This window comes from Ochrobactrum quorumnocens (genome assembly GCF_002278035.1).
GTDB lineage: Bacteria > Pseudomonadota > Alphaproteobacteria > Rhizobiales > Rhizobiaceae > Brucella > Brucella quorumnocens.
Window position 1 is genome coordinate 1,378,251 of sequence record NZ_CP022603.1, and the last position, 14,046, is coordinate 1,392,296.

Here is a 14,046-nt window from a genome sequence, read left to right on the forward strand (position 1 = left end):
ACAAACGTTCCACATTGCTGCCGGGCAGGGCCGCGATATAGGCATTGACCGGCGCATTACCTTCGCCTTTTGGGATGTTAATGTGAGCGCCGGATGGGTGTTTTATTTCGTCTCATACCATGGGGAGGTATGTTCAAGCATTTTGTGCCAACACGTGAAACGGATGCGTCATAGGCTGCTCTCCGTTAATTCGGGCAACGCTCATGGGCGCTGCCCCACATATCGTCCGACAGCAGCCGGAACGGTCAAGCCGTTCTGGGAAAGCGTGAAGTCTTCTAGCGTTTGCAGAATAACAGGATCGGCGGCGACCGCCTTGCCTGCTTTCGTATCGACATGGAGCAGCATCTGCTCCGCGCTCGCCAGTTCCGTCTCACCGCGTTTCAACGAATGAATCAGGTGAATGCGCTTTGCATCGAAGGACAGAAGCTGTGTGTCGACATGCAGTTCGTCGCCAACTTTGGCTTCATCGCGATGCATGATGTGGGTTTCGACGGTGTAATAACTGTGGCCACCGTTCAGATAGGCTTTATCAACGCCGATATGCGCAAGAAACTGGTCGGTGGTCTGCCCAAAAAGATCGAGATATCGGTGCTCGGTCATATGGCCGTTATAGTCGATCCATTCCGGGATTACACGGGCGTCGAGCAATCGCAGCGGACCAGACCCGGGCGTGGCCGCACCATCCGATGTGTCGAGCCGGGCCGTATACTCATTCAAAAGTGCGCCCGCGCCCCAGCCTTTGCCTTGCTGCTGCTGGGATAGAGCGCGGATGATGGCCACCAGATTGGCGTCGCGAATGGACTCAAGATCGCGGATCGACAGGTTTTCGTTCTGCGCGTCGGACTGGCTGGCGATGCGGCCTATCAGGGTCTCGTCCAGCTCCGGAACATCCGTCAGTTTCGTCCACGGCCATTGCAAGGCGGGACCAAACTGCGCCAGAAAGTGCTTCATACCCGCCGGACCGCCCGCGATGCGATAGGTCTGAAACAAGCCCATCTGCGCCCAACGCAAACCGAACGAATAGCGGATAATGTTGTCGATCTGCTCAACTGTGGCGATGCCATCGTTGACGAGCCAGAGCGCTTCGCGCCACAGGGCTTCCAGCAAACGGTCGCCGACAAAGGCGTCGATTTCCTTTTCGAGAATGACGGCTTCCATGCCCGTGTGGCGGTAAAGCGCGGCGGCCATTTCGATAGCCTGCCTGCCGGTCTTTTCACCCGGTACGAGTTCCACCAGAGGCAGCAGATAGACCGGATTATAGGGATGCGCGATGATCAGCCGTTCCGGGTGCTGCAAGGGGGCTTGCAGTTTGCTCGGCAGAAAGCCGGAGGTGGATGATGCAATCAGCGCGTCTCTGGAGCAGGATGCGTCGATCTCTTTGAGAACGGCCAGTTTCAGGTCGAGCCTTTCAGGCACGCTTTCCTGAATCAGTATGGCATCGCGTACGGCATCGGCCAGTGATGGCGCGAAGGAGAGCCTGCCCTTGTTTGGCAGGCGCTTCGGTGTCAGCGCGGATAAAGCACGCAGGGCATTGTCGAGGATATGCTCGGTTGTCGCCTGCGCATCCGGCGACGGGTCATAGACGGCAACATCATAGCCGTTGAACAGAAAGCGTGCGACCCAGCCGCTGCCGATGACGCCGCTACCGATGCAGGCGATCTTGGGAGGATGATTGTTCATCGGCATCACCAAAGCTTCTTGAGCTTGAGCTTTTCGCGAACTTCACCAGGCTTCAGTATCTTTGACCCCATGTTGACGGCGATGTTTCTGGCGCGTTCCACCAGATCGCCATTGGAAGCGAGGACGCCCTTATCGAGCCAGATATTGTCTTCGAGGCCGACGCGGATATTGCCGCCAGCGAGCACCGCAAGTGCTGCATAAGGCAACTGGTTGCGACCAATAGAAAATGCTGAGAATATCCAGTTATTCGGCAGATTGTGGAGGATGGACACAAGCGTCGCAAGATCATCCGGTGCGCCCCATGGAATGCCCATGCACAATTGCACCATCACCGGGTCGTCAAGCAGGCCTTGTTGTCGGAGCCATTGGGCCAATGGCAGGTGACCTGTGTCGAAAATTTCGATTTCCGGGCGCACGCCCAAACGTTGAATTTGCGCTGCCATTTCTTTCAGCATGGCAGGGGTGTTGGTCATCACATAGTCGCCTTCACCAAAATTCATGGTGCCGCAATCAAGCGTGCAGATTTCCGGCAGAAGCGCTGCAACATGTGCAAGGCGCTCGGTCGCGCCCGCCATATCGGTCTTCGACGCATCCGGTGGCAGAGGCGCTTCAACAGAACCGAAGACAAGATCGCCGCCGACGCCCGCGGTCAGATTAAGCACAATGTCCACGCCGGATGCCCGTATACGATCGACCACTTCGCGGAACAGTTCGACCTTGCGTGATGGTTCGCCCGTTTCGGGATCGCGCACATGAATGTGGGCGATTGCGGCACCTGCTTCCGCGCTTTCAATTGCGGCATCGGCAATCTGCCTTGGCGTGATCGGCACTTTGTTGGAGCGATGTGTGGTGGCGCCAGCGCCGGTAACAGCGGCTGTAATGAAGGTTTCGCGAGCGGGCTGCAAAGGCATGATGATCTCCCTCAATTTTGTCGAGCTTGACAGGTCGCAGATTGCTGAGATTATCATTTTACGAAATGAGTTTGGCGAAGAGCGAAGCACGTGATCTTTGAACCATCCGATGAACAACTGTCTGTCACCCTGCTGGTTTTGCCGGATTGTTCGCTCATGTCGCTCGCGGCGACGCTCGACCCGATGCGCGGCGCCAACCGCGTGACGGGGCGTTCGCTCTATTCCTGGCGGGTGGTGTCTCCGGATGGAATTGACCCCAATACATCCAGCGGCCTAAAGGTCGGTGTGAATGGAAAATTCGAGGCAGTACCGCAGGATATCCTGATTATCGTCAGCGCATTTCATGCGCTGGAACACGCGACCCCAAAACTTCTTGCGCAGCTGCGTCAGGCCGCCAAACAGTCCCAATTGGTGATCGGTATTGAAGCGGGTTCTTGGGTGCTGGCAAAGGCCGGGCTACTCAATGGCAGGAGAGCCACCACCCATTGGGAGGATCTGGAAGCGTTTTCACAGCGGTTTCCCGATGTGGAAACGCAATCGGATCGCTGGGTGCGCGACGGCACGTTTCTCACCACGGGCGGAGCCGCCCCCGCACTCGATATGATGCTGGCGCTCATTCGCGCGCGGCATGGCTATTCGATCGCGCTCGATGTCGCGAGCCTCTATGTCTATGACGAGGTGCGACAGGCTTCAGATGCGCAGCCACTGGTATCGCTGGGGCGGCTTTTGAACCGGGAGCCGCGACTGGCCGATGCCATCAAGATTATGGAGAACCATATCGACCGGCCTCTACCAGTGACGCGGATTGCCAGAAGGCTTGGGCTTTCGACGCGCAGTCTCGAAATGCTGTTTGCCAATGTGATCGGGCAATCGCCGGGCAATTATTATCTGTCGCTTCGGCTCAAGGCCGCTCGACGCCTCATCCTCGATACGCATCTTTCAATGGCGGATACGGCGGAACAGACCGGCTTTTCGTCGATCAGTTCGCTCTCCCGCGCTTTCAAGCGGCATTTCGGACAGGCGCCGAGTAAATTACGGCAAAAATAGTTTCGCGGCTTAATAGATATTACAAGCCGAGGCCGGACTTGACTTCGGCGAGCGCTGGCTTGCCGTCGAAAGTGTTGAAACCCTCGAGCCACGTATCGAGCTGTGCCGGGTTATCCTTGATCCATTTGGTGACAGCATCCTTGGCTTCCATGCCGTCATTGAGGATCATGTTCATCATGGTGCTTTCCATCTCGGTCGTGAACTTCAACTTAGACAGAAAATGCGAGACATTCGGGCACTCGATTGCATAGCCTTTGCGGGTCAGAGTCTCGACGGTTGCGGCACCGTCGTCGGGGCCAAAGAGATTATCGCCGTTTTCCAGATAGGTGAGCCTGTAGCGAATATTCATCGGATGTGGGGTCCAAGCGAAGAACACTACCGGCTCATCCTTGCGCACGGCGTTCTGCACCTGTGACAACATCGCCTGTTCGCTCGATTCCGCCAGCTGAAAATCCTTAAGCTCGAAATTGTTCTTCTGGATCATCGACTGGATCGTTGCATTGGCGCTGCTGCCCGCTTCAATACCGTAGATTTTTCCGCCGAGCTGGTCCTTGAACTTTGCTATGTCGGCATAGGTCTTGATGCCGAGATCCTTGCCCGTCGCGGCAAGGCCGATTTTTGCATTTTCGAGATTGATTCCGGCCTGCTCGATTGTCTTTCCTTCGAGATATGGTTTTCGCACTTCTTCCTGAAGCGGCATCCAGTTTCCAAGGAAAATATCAATCTGGCCATTCTCCAGTGACTGAAAAGTCACCGGCACTGAGAGAATTGTCGTCTGGGGCTGGTAGCCAGCCTTTTCAAGCAAAAGCGATGCGAGCGCCGTGGTCGCGGTGATGTCGGTCCAGCCGACATCAGAAAATCTCGGCGCTTTGCAAGATTCTGCCTCGGCTGCAAAAGCCGGAGCAGCGGACAGGGTTGCAATACCCGCCACCAGCAGGTGATAGAGCTTTTTCATCATCTCTCCCCTTTGTTTTTTGTTGGGAACAATATGATAGGGAAAACTGGCAAAGTCACTTTACGATTCACGCAACATTATTGGCGGTTTACGAAGCTTGTGCCGAGCCCATGCCGTGATTTCTTGAACGGAGCAGGGCGTTTTGCGCTGCCTCCCGATGGCGAGAAAACTCCGGTCAAAACTCATGCCAGCGCGCCAGCGACGATGACATGATAGGGCAAGGACGTGCGAGATGCGCGGACCGACTGGTTTGCGTTGATTTTAAAAGCAATGTGCGCGAGACCGATCACTGCGGGCAGTAAACGCGAAGCTGAAGAAGTGAGTCAGTACACTCCGTTCGGAAATGGCGACGGCGCATCGAGAACCGTGTTCAGCGCCTCCATGATCGAAGCGTCGCGTCCGCTATAGCCGACGAAGATCATTCCGAAGCGCTTGCCGGATTCCACCAGCACATGCCGCATCCGGGCGTCCTGTTCCTCTAGTTCCGATCCCGTGTTCTTAATCGCGATCGACTGATAATCACCGTGGAGCTTGGCGACCAACGGCCAGTCCGATTCATTGAGGCACCGCATGGCACGGTCGGCAGAATCGATCGCCGCCACAGTCGGGCGGTTCTGGTTGTCTACTGGCAGAATCCCATTTGCCGAAAGCGCCGACTCCTCGATGAGCGGATCGAAGTTGGTCGTGAAAACGCAATCGACCTTGCCGGAAGCCATAAGACTGCCAAGCACCTTATGTCCAAAACAGGGAGTGCCCTTGGAGATCGCATCGTCTATATACTGTCGGCGATGCCGGGCCTCAGGATACCGCTTCGAACGCCTTGGCATATTCCGTAGGAACACCGTCAGGCGGCAACTGCGAGTTTTGGCGGAAAAAGGCATCGATCCTGTCGATCCAGATCGGATCAGCCGTATCAATCTCGCGCTTTGACAGGTTTGTTTCGCGGCAAAAGATTTGCGCCTTGAAATCGCGGATCATGGCATAACCGGTCGGAATGCCGGAGGCGGCTGATGCGCCTGCGCCAAGGAACCATGCCACGAGATTTGGCCTGAGATCGAAGGCGGTCGCGAATTGGGCGGCGGATATAGTTTTTATCGGCACGGACTCCCCCTTTTAAGCCGTCGTGGGGAGCGGGTCGGTTCCCTCGCTCAAGATGGCGAGATATCGCCGGTAACTGAACACGCGCCCCCGTTTGCGCCCGGTGATTTCTTCGACGATGCCGAACCGTTCCAGATCGGCGAGCGCCGCATTGACCGTGGGGGCTGAGAGACCTGTTTGCAGAACGAGTTGGTTGGCCGTCAGGAACGGGTTCTGCTGAAACAGATCGTGGATACGCAGCGCGGAGCCTGCCCGGTCGCTCTCTGTCGTAATCCGCTCGCGGTCTTCCTTGAACAGATCGACAATCCGGGTGGCTGCTTCGAATGCCTGATTGGCCGTATCCGCAACACCGGCAAGGAAGAAATCGAGCCAGGCTTCCCATGCCCCGTGCTCTCGCACCTCCTGAAGCAGGCGGTAATAGTCGGCGCGATGCGTTTTAAGGTAGAGGCTCAGATAGAGCAGCGGCTTGCGCAGCACACCGTTGACGCACAGGTACAGCGTCACCAACAAGCGACCGATCCTGCCGTTTCCATCCAGGAACGGGTGGATGGTCTCGAATTGGACATGCAGCAGCCCGGCCTTGATGAGGGCGGGCAGGCGTGAGCCGTCCTCGTGCATGAAGCGCTCAAGCGCATCGAGACAAGCATCCATCTCGGTCGGCGGTGGCGGCACGAACAGTGCGTTGCCTGGACGTGAACCACCGATCCAGTTCTGAGACCGCCGAAACTCGCCGGGATTTTTCGTGCCGCCACGCCCGCTTTGCAGCAGTCGCTCATGCATCTCGCGGATCAGACGTAGTGACAGCGGCAGGTCTTCCAGACGCTCCAGCCCATACATCATCGCATCGACATAGTTCGACACTTCACGGATGTCGTCGATCGGCTGGCCGGCCTGCGCTTCGGTTTCGAAGCGGAGCAGGTCCGAAAGAGTCGATTGTGTGCCCTCAATCTGGGATGAAAGGACAGCCTCCTTCCTCACATACATGTAAAGGAACAGCTCTTGACGCGGCAGCAGCATGGTGATGCCGTCCAGACGCCCCAATGCGCGTTCGGCCAGACTTAACCGCTCCAGGAGGGTCAGCACATCGATCGGCGGCTGCGGTGGCAGCGGGGGCGGTACGAAGGCACGCACGATTTCTCCCGCAACAGGGGTCTCGACAAAACGGCCTAGCCGGAGATTGGAAGATGATTCGGACATACCTCACTATGCGGGCGCTACACTATTTAAGCAATTGGCCTTTGGCTTAAATAGCGACTAGACTAAGGTAAGCAACCTTAAATAACGATCGACACCAACATCGGAAGGCACCCGCAAAAGGTTTTTGGCCGTATTTTTCCGCTTTTAGTGGAGAAAGCGCCACCGATATTGTTCGCTAGATAGTCCGTCCCCGAAAACACTGACGATAGCGAGTGATCCATAAGATCATTCATGGCTGTAGACGCTGAGATCAGGCTTTATCGTAGAAACGGCGGTGATCGACGGTGCGTATGCTACTTGGTGACGTTGCGGTGATCGGCGGCAATATCGCACTATAGAGGGCAATCGGCGGTGTTTGGCGGAACATGCGGGATAGCGATGAGAACTACGTTTACGCTATAGCCCTCCAAAATTAGGATGCGAGCGAACGGCTACAATGGGGTGGAGGGCGGAAGGGGGAATGCAAGTGAGCGAAGCTATCGTAATGCCTCGCCCTGCCTAAGTGTCCGCGGCAGAAAGCTTCGATCAGCCATGCCAGCGCGAATTTCGGATGACGGAGCAGAAATTACCGCGGTGAAAATGCGGTTCCTTGTCAGCGATCACGTCTGCCTTGACGTTGCCGAAAGTCGTGTCCGGCTTATGTTTGATACCGTCGTAAAAGGCTTGGATAATCTCTTCCTTGAATTGAGGCGTGCGGGGGAAGGCGGCAACGATCGCTTCGCGCGTTGCATCGTCGTACTCGCCATAGGTCAAGCCGAGCACATCCATCTCAACCCCTGCGGTGGTGAGCGCGATCACCGGATGCATATGCTCCGGGACGCCGGGCGTAGTGTGCAGCGCGATGCCGGTCCAGACTTTTTCAATGTCGGAAGCATCAACCCCATGGCCTTGCAGGAAATCGCGCGCCGCATTGGCCCCATCCACCTCGAAACGCAGATCGGGACTGCTGTGCGACGGCATCAGACCGACGTCGTGGAACATTGTGGCTGCGTAAAGTAACTCGGCATTGAAGGTGAGGCCGCGCTGTTGCCCAGCAAGCGCGCCGAAAAAATAGACGCGGCTGGAGTGATTGAACAACAGCTCAGATTCAGTGTCGCGAATGAATTCCGTGATCGCGCGGCCAAGCTTGCAGTCGGGTACTGAAACACCGTTGACGGTTGTCGTGGAGAAATCGGTCATGTCGTGTCTCCTGTGTGGGGAAGGATGCTGACAGTATCGGTGACCTGCTCGTTGGCGGCAAATGCATAGACCATCGAAAAACTGCCAAGCATATGTGATAAGAGGCCCTGATTAACGTGGAGGCATACATATGACCAGAAGGACCATGGCCCTCGTCATCCATGAGGGCGTACAGGCTCTGGACGTTGCAGGTCCGCTCGATGTCTTCGCCGAAGCGAGTGCGTTGCTGCCGACCGACGAAGCCTATGAATGCCTGCTACTGGCAACCGACACCGAGGCTATGCGGGCATCGAACGGAATGATGATGGTTCCACATTTGTCCTTCGCTGAGGCGGGCCGTCGCTTTGACATCGCCCTTGTTGCAGGGGGACCAAATTTACCCAATGAGCAGCCTGACGTAGCTATGCTGGACTGGTTGCGACACTGGGGCGTACTGGCTGGACGTCATGGATCTATCTGCACAGGAGCGTTCGTGCTCGGCCACGCTGGCCTGCTTGATGGGCGTGTCGCGACGACGCACTGGCAGAACGCCGCCCAGCTGGCGGCAAGCTTTCCCGCCTGCCAGGTAGAACATGATCGTATCCACGCCCGTGATGGCGCACTCGTCACATCTGCCGGAGTGACTGCAGGTATCGACCTTGCGCTCGCTCTGGTTGGCGAAGATCATGGCGAGGCCTTGGCGCTGGCCTGCGCCAAACGTCTGGTGGTCGTCGCCCAGCGCCAGGGTGGCCAGTCACAGTTTAGTCCGTTGTTGCTACCGCAGCGCGATCACGAATCGCCAATCGGCAAGGCCCAAGCCTATGTCGTCAATCATCTCTCGGAACCGTTTTCCGTCAAACGGCTAGCAGAGATCGCGGGTACCAGCGAACGCACGGTGGCGCGGATGTTCGTGAAAGAATTAGGCCAGACACCGCACGACTTAGTTGAGAGTGTGCGGCTCGATCAGACCCGCAACTTGCTTGAGCTTTCGGATCGCCCGATCAAGGCAATCGCATTTGATTGCGGCTTTGCCAATCCTGAGCAGATGCGTGCCGCGTTTCAGCGCCGACTGGGATTAAGCCCATTAAGATACCGGGAGAGCTTTCGATCTTCCCGCATCCGGATCAGCAGCGACCGCGACTTGGCTGCCCAACAGACCTGAATGATCGGCAGATTTCAGCCGGTGTTAGGAGCATCCTGAATAGCGGCAATGGGTCGAAATCTGTCGCGCGCTGCTCCCAAAATATCGGGCCATAGCGTAAAATCGGCGGCTTGCTATCTCACCCGGTGGAATGCGGTGATCGGCGATAATATCGCACTATAGAGGGCAATCGGCGGGATGGCGGGCCGAAGCCGACGAAACCGAGAACTACACCTACGCTATAGCCCTCCAAAGTTGAGGCAAGAGCTAATGGCTACGATGGGGTGGGCTCCTGCCGGTCAGTTTTAGAGTTCAAACGGATTGAAGCAGACGTGGTGATAGTGGCTTGGGCTTCGCGCCCGATAGGTGTCATGCCATTGGCCAAGTTCCAGCCCCGCACTCACGGCGCGCCGTCGAAACTCGTGAAGACGCGCTCGACGTTGGAGGCCTCCGCGATCCCGATTGGCGTGACGATCTTCTGGTCCTGGAGCAGGTTCCAGCATCCGTCGCGGTCGAGCCCTTCCGCCCGACAGTCGGGATGGTCTTGCCAACGGGCCAGGAAGATCGCGCGGCCTTCCGGAGTGTCGATGGCGAGGTCGCCCAGCCGCTCGACCCGGCCGATCTCTATGCCGATCGCGGAAAAGGCGTGGAAGGGCAACTCGCTGCAATAGATCTCGTCTGGATCAATACGGAAGAAAATGTCGTATGGCCGACCGTAGTAAATCTGCATTTCTGCGATCGCGGCCTGCGCCATGTCATCCGTCAGGCCCTTCACGCGATAAACCGAATAGTCCTGTCCGACGCCTCGCGCGATGAATTCGCCAAGCGGAGTTTCCATCACGGTTCGCGCCGCCTCGATCACATAGAGACCGTCAGCGCCCTCTCTGACTATGCCCATATGCGTATAATGGCTGTTGGTCGCCACGCGGATAGCGCTTGCCTGTGGGCTCGATGATTCCTGAAAAATGAGGTCGCCGACCTGCCAGTCCGCTAAGCGGTCCATGCCGATTGCGGTTCCTGGCGCCAGCGGCGCGCTCGCCAAGAGCAGGCACAGCAGTTTTGCAGTTTGAACCATGAAGCGTCTCCATTAAATGCTCGAAGAACACGACGCGTATGGCCATGTTACGGCATAAGCTTCCAGCGCCGGCAAGTCATTGAAAACACCGTCTGGGATGATTCAGCAGTGCTTGGGCAAGAGCCTGGCTCGTGGCAGCGCTCCTTCGTCAGAAGCGAGACTCCAAAACCCGCGACGCCTTTCACTATCTTAGTGTCCGCTTTCAGGGAAGTCATTCATAACGATAATCGACCGCAACGGAGGCGAAAGCGGTCATTATCACTATCTGCTAATGGGATGGTTTGAGCAATAGATGACGCTTCTATTAATCATAATTTATGCTATTATGAGCTATAGAAAAGGGATTTATCGCTCATGACCTGGAACTGGGTACAACCAGACTGGCCTAATTTCCGTTATGATTCTGCGGCGCTGCACAGTCTGGAGCACCAATTCTTGCTGTCCTCCGGCGAGGTGATCGGTGCCGTTCGCCATATCGATCAGGAACAGCGCAATCTTTTACGCATCGAACTGCTCAGCGATGAAGCGGTCAAGACAAGCGCCATTGAGGGCGAGACTTTGGACCGGCTCAGTGTGCAGTCATCGCTGCGACGTCAACTGGGCCTGGCGACCGACCGGCGTTCGGTGCAACCGCGTGAACACGGCATCGCAGAAATGATGATCGATGTGTATGGCAGTTACGCGTCGCTGCTTGACGACGCGACCCTTTTACGCTGGCATCAGATGCTGATGGCTGGCAACCGACATCTCGAAACCATCGGTGCTTATCGGACGCATACTGACGCCATGCAGATCGTCTCCGGACATCTGGACCGTCCCACGATTCATTTTGAAGCGCCGCCTTCAGAACAGGTGCCAGGCGAAATGGACCATTTCATTGCCTGGTTCAATGAGACGGCACCCAATGGCACGTCTCCCCTCCCCGCGCTGACACGCGGGGCGCTCAGCCATCTATGGTTTGAAAGCATTCATCCGTTTGAAGACGGCAATGGACGTCTTGGCCGTGCACTGGCCGAAAAAACCCTCGCGCAATCCTTGGGCCAACCCAGTCTGATCCTGCTCAGTTTTGCCATCGAACAGAACCGCAAAGCCTATTATGCGCAACTGGAACAGCATCAGCGCACGCTTGACGTGACAGAATGGCTGCTATGGTTTGGGCAAACCGTGCTGGCAGCGCAGCAACTCACCCTGCAACGGGTGCGTTTCTATATCGACAAAGCGCATTTTTATGACCGTTACCGGGGAGCCTTCAATCCACGGCAGGAAAAGGTCGTGGCGCGGTTGTTTGAAGCCGGTCCGGACGGCTTTGTTGGCGGTTTGAGTGCGGACAATTATCTCGCCATCACGAAAACCTCACGCGCAACTGCCACCCGCGATCTGCAGGATCTGGTCGACAAAGGGGCTCTGACGCGTCAGGGCCAGTTGCGGTTCACACGCTACACGCTGAACTGGGCGCCGTTTAACGATTGAAATTTATTATTAATTCGCCACTATTAAACTTAATATGCTCATAAGTATGGTTACCGCGACATTAACCATGTTAGTTTATGATCTCCGGTAAGTATCTCTTATCGATGGTTATTGATTTCGGCGCACAGAGCAGCAATGGCAGTCGTTCCCTATTGAGCGAACTTGCCAGTAGACCGGCATTTTCGAGCAAGATTGTCCTTCATTCGGGGGGGGCCGTCAGAGACTGTTCTGGTCATAGTCCCAGTTCCGAGTGGGAACCAAGCCGAACAAGCTGTAAAATCAGAAGTTCGTCATCATCTGTCTTTTGGTAGTTCAAAACGAGGTCAGGTTTAATGTGACAATCCCGATGATCTTTCCAGACGCCAGTGAGGGCATGATCCCGATATTTTTCAGGCAGCACCGCATCGCTGCTCAGCATATCCATGACATCAAAAAGGTCAGCTTCGAGCGTGGAGCGATCCGCCCTTTTCTCTCTCGCTTCAAATCCTTTTTGAAACGAGAAGTGAGTTTAATCGTCCGCATTAATAATTGCTCTCATCTCTGCCTTTGCTTCATTCAAAGACATTGCTTTGAGACTTCCGGAACGCGCCTCTTCCATCGCAGCAATGGTTTCTGCATTTGGCTGCCAGATTTCGAAAGGCAAAGTCTTTTCCTTTGCAACTTTCGTCAGCATCAGACGTACCGCGTCAGAAACCGTGAGGCCCATTGTTGCCAGCACTGCTGCCGCCTGAGCCTTCACCTCACCATCGATCCGGGTTTGTACCAGTTGATTTGCAGCCATTGGACTACCTCCTGTTCATGTATGACAATGTAATGCAGAAGAACCGTGAAAACAAGCATCATGCCGCTTTTTGGTAAGGATGGCCGGTTCGCGCAAAGCGGCGTTCTGTTAAGCACCAAAATTCTTCGAAAGCGCTGTTTCTGCAGATGCTGTGGTAATCGCTATTTTCCGTAATATAGGAATAACAAAATTTTCCGCGACTTTTGAGTCAGGAAGCATCATTCTATGACCAAACCAACCCAAGTGCCTTCAAATATCCTGAGCCGAGCAGAGCAACTCGATACGATTGCTTCTGTGTTGACGTTGAACCGACGGGACATGCTGGCCGAGATTTTAACGGATCAGGATGTCGAGACCCTGCGCCATCTGGTCAATGAAGGCATGGGCGAAAACACGCTGCGCGCGCTTACTTCAGATCTGGCCTATCTCGAAGCCTGGTCAATGGCCGCAACCGGCGATCCCGTCCCCTACCCGGTGCCGGAAACCCTGCTTTTGAAATTCGTCGCGCATCATTTGTGGCGGCCGCAACAAGGCGAGATCAAACCTGATCACGGCATTCCGGTAGGCGTAGAAGAAGAATTGCGCCGACAAGGCTTTCTGCGTGTATCCAGGCCGCATGCACCGGCCACCGTCAGGCGTCGTCTGGCCAACTGGTCGACCTTCAGCCGCGGGCGGGGTCTGGAAGAATCGTTTTCCTCGCCTTCTGTCACATCGGCAATCCGGCTTGCGGTGCGCGCCGTTAACCGGCCTAGCCCGCAAGAGTGCCAGTGCCATCACCGGTGACATTTTGGGCAAACTGCTGGCAACATGTTCGGGTGATGATCTCGCCGCTTTGCGCGACACGGCAATTCTGATGGTAGCCTTTGCCTCGGGCGACCGTCGGCGCAGCGAAATTGCCAGGCTGTGAACGGAACAATTCGTCAAGCAGGCGCCTCTCACCGATGAGGATGGCACCCCCTCCCCTCACTCGGCATTCATCTCGCACGGACCAAAACCAGTGGTGCCGATCAGGACGAGATCGTCTATCTGACCGGCCGCCCCGTCGAAGCCCTCACCCGCTGGTTGGAAGCGGCAAAAATCGACAAGGGCAGTGTGTTCCGCAAGATTGATCGATGGGGCAATGTCTCAGCGCGCGCGTTGGAACCGAGCGCCATCAACGGGATCGTCAAGCAACACGCACAAATGGCCGGTCTCGATGCAAGCGAATTCTCAGCACACGGCCTGCGTTCCGGCTATCTCACCGAAGCGGCCAATCGTTGGCATACGGCTGCCCGAAGCGATGGAACAATCGCGTCATCGCTCCGTCCAGCAGGCTTCTGATGATTACAACAATGCCAAACGGCGCAGTGGACGAGCGTCAAGGTTGCTTTGAAATCCAGCCCAGATGTCAGAAATCGGGGTTGAGAGGCGACCATCCGCACGTGGGCCCGACCACGTGATAGCTGTCAATGAACAATTTAGAGCCGTCGTCATTGGTTTTTGAACGAATAGTTCGGGCCTTGCTCAGCCAGGTGAGACCGATCCAGGCAGACG

General features: G+C 56.0%; 12 protein-coding genes and 2 pseudogenes. 4 read left to right on the forward strand and 10 right to left on the reverse strand.

What is annotated here, in order from left to right:
* Nucleotides 1-201 precede the first annotated feature (201 nt).
* Nucleotides 202-1,680 (reverse strand): carnitine 3-dehydrogenase, encoded by a 1,479-nt coding sequence (locus tag CES85_RS06535; protein WP_095445736.1) that lies wholly within the window; start codon nt 1,678-1,680, stop codon nt 202-204.
* A 5-nt stretch (nt 1,681-1,685) separates the two neighbouring features.
* Nucleotides 1,686-2,591, reverse strand: coding sequence for a beta-keto acid cleavage family enzyme (locus tag CES85_RS06540; protein WP_095445143.1), 906 nt, complete (start codon nt 2,589-2,591; stop codon nt 1,686-1,688).
* A gap of 90 nt (nt 2,592-2,681) precedes the next feature.
* On the opposite strand from CES85_RS06540, the gene CES85_RS06545 reads away from it, so the two are divergent.
* Entirely contained in the window at nt 2,682-3,638 is a 957-nt protein-coding gene (locus CES85_RS06545; RefSeq protein ID WP_095445144.1) for a GlxA family transcriptional regulator, read from the forward strand.
* Between the two features lie 19 nt (nt 3,639-3,657).
* Here the strand turns inward: CES85_RS06545 and choX are convergent, their stop codons facing one another.
* The 5 genes from choX to CES85_RS06565 form a co-directional block, all read right to left on the reverse strand.
* The gene (gene choX, locus CES85_RS06550; protein WP_095445145.1) at nt 3,658-4,593 is read right to left on the reverse strand and encodes a choline ABC transporter substrate-binding protein; all 936 of its coding nucleotides are present in this window, start codon (nt 4,591-4,593) and stop codon (nt 3,658-3,660) included.
* Between the two features lie 323 nt (nt 4,594-4,916).
* Complete coding sequence (locus CES85_RS27735; RefSeq protein ID WP_244923167.1) at nt 4,917-5,324, reverse strand: SIR2 family protein; 408 nt, start codon at nt 5,322-5,324, stop codon at nt 4,917-4,919.
* A 67-nt stretch (nt 5,325-5,391) separates the two neighbouring features.
* Nucleotides 5,392-5,694 (reverse strand): hypothetical protein, encoded by a 303-nt coding sequence (locus CES85_RS27740; RefSeq protein ID WP_244923168.1) that lies wholly within the window; start codon nt 5,692-5,694, stop codon nt 5,392-5,394.
* Nucleotides 5,695-5,706: 12 nt separating this feature from the next.
* Nucleotides 5,707-6,888, reverse strand: coding sequence for a Fic family protein (locus tag CES85_RS06560; protein ID WP_095445146.1), 1,182 nt, complete (start codon nt 6,886-6,888; stop codon nt 5,707-5,709).
* 525 nt (nt 6,889-7,413) lie between these two features.
* Nucleotides 7,414-8,067 (reverse strand): HD domain-containing protein, encoded by a 654-nt coding sequence (locus CES85_RS06565; protein ID WP_095445147.1) that lies wholly within the window; start codon nt 8,065-8,067, stop codon nt 7,414-7,416.
* 130 nt (nt 8,068-8,197) lie between these two features.
* On the opposite strand from CES85_RS06565, the gene CES85_RS06570 reads away from it, so the two are divergent.
* Complete coding sequence (locus tag CES85_RS06570) at nt 8,198-9,208, forward strand: GlxA family transcriptional regulator (protein ID WP_095445148.1); 1,011 nt, start codon at nt 8,198-8,200, stop codon at nt 9,206-9,208.
* 379 nt (nt 9,209-9,587) lie between these two features.
* Here the strand turns inward: CES85_RS06570 and CES85_RS06575 are convergent, their stop codons facing one another.
* Nucleotides 9,588-10,262: a YiiX/YebB-like N1pC/P60 family cysteine hydrolase gene (locus CES85_RS06575; RefSeq protein WP_095445149.1), complete on the reverse strand. Its 675-nt coding sequence runs from the start codon at nt 10,260-10,262 to the stop codon at nt 9,588-9,590.
* Nucleotides 10,263-10,616: 354 nt separating this feature from the next.
* On the opposite strand from CES85_RS06575, the gene CES85_RS06580 reads away from it, so the two are divergent.
* A complete protein-coding gene (locus CES85_RS06580) occupies nt 10,617-11,732 on the forward strand; it encodes a Fic family protein (RefSeq protein ID WP_095445150.1) in 1,116 nt (371 codons plus the stop codon).
* A gap of 232 nt (nt 11,733-11,964) precedes the next feature.
* Here CES85_RS06580 and CES85_RS06585 read toward each other — a convergent pair.
* Both CES85_RS06585 and CES85_RS06590 read right to left on the reverse strand, forming a co-directional pair.
* Nucleotides 11,965-12,168: pseudogene (locus tag CES85_RS06585) on the reverse strand (type II toxin-antitoxin system YafQ family toxin); the annotation flags it as partial.
* Between the two features lie 72 nt (nt 12,169-12,240).
* Nucleotides 12,241-12,513: a type II toxin-antitoxin system RelB/DinJ family antitoxin gene (locus tag CES85_RS06590; RefSeq protein ID WP_095445151.1), complete on the reverse strand. Its 273-nt coding sequence runs from the start codon at nt 12,511-12,513 to the stop codon at nt 12,241-12,243.
* A gap of 225 nt (nt 12,514-12,738) precedes the next feature.
* On the opposite strand from CES85_RS06590, the pseudogene CES85_RS06595 reads away from it, so the two are divergent.
* Nucleotides 12,739-13,885: pseudogene (locus tag CES85_RS06595) on the forward strand (tyrosine-type recombinase/integrase).
* Nucleotides 13,886-14,046 lie beyond the last annotated feature (161 nt).

Coding starts and splice junctions, on each gene's coding strand:
- CES85_RS06535 (WP_095445736.1), bottom strand. CDS start 1,680: ATGAACAATCATCCTCCCAAGATCGCCTGCATCGGTAGCGGCGTCATC.
- CES85_RS06540 (WP_095445143.1), bottom strand. CDS start 2,591: ATGCCTTTGCAGCCCGCTCGCGAAACCTTCATTACAGCCGCTGTTACC.
- choX (WP_095445145.1), bottom strand. CDS start 4,593: ATGAAAAAGCTCTATCACCTGCTGGTGGCGGGTATTGCAACCCTGTCC.
- CES85_RS06560 (WP_095445146.1), bottom strand. CDS start 6,888: ATGTCCGAATCATCTTCCAATCTCCGGCTAGGCCGTTTTGTCGAGACC.
- CES85_RS06565 (WP_095445147.1), bottom strand. CDS start 8,067: ATGACCGATTTCTCCACGACAACCGTCAACGGTGTTTCAGTACCCGAC.
- CES85_RS06570 (WP_095445148.1), top strand. CDS start 8,198: ATGACCAGAAGGACCATGGCCCTCGTCATCCATGAGGGCGTACAGGCT.
- CES85_RS06575 (WP_095445149.1), bottom strand. CDS start 10,262: ATGGTTCAAACTGCAAAACTGCTGTGCCTGCTCTTGGCGAGCGCGCCG.
- CES85_RS06580 (WP_095445150.1), top strand. CDS start 10,617: ATGACCTGGAACTGGGTACAACCAGACTGGCCTAATTTCCGTTATGAT.
- CES85_RS06590 (WP_095445151.1), bottom strand. CDS start 12,513: ATGGCTGCAAATCAACTGGTACAAACCCGGATCGATGGTGAGGTGAAG.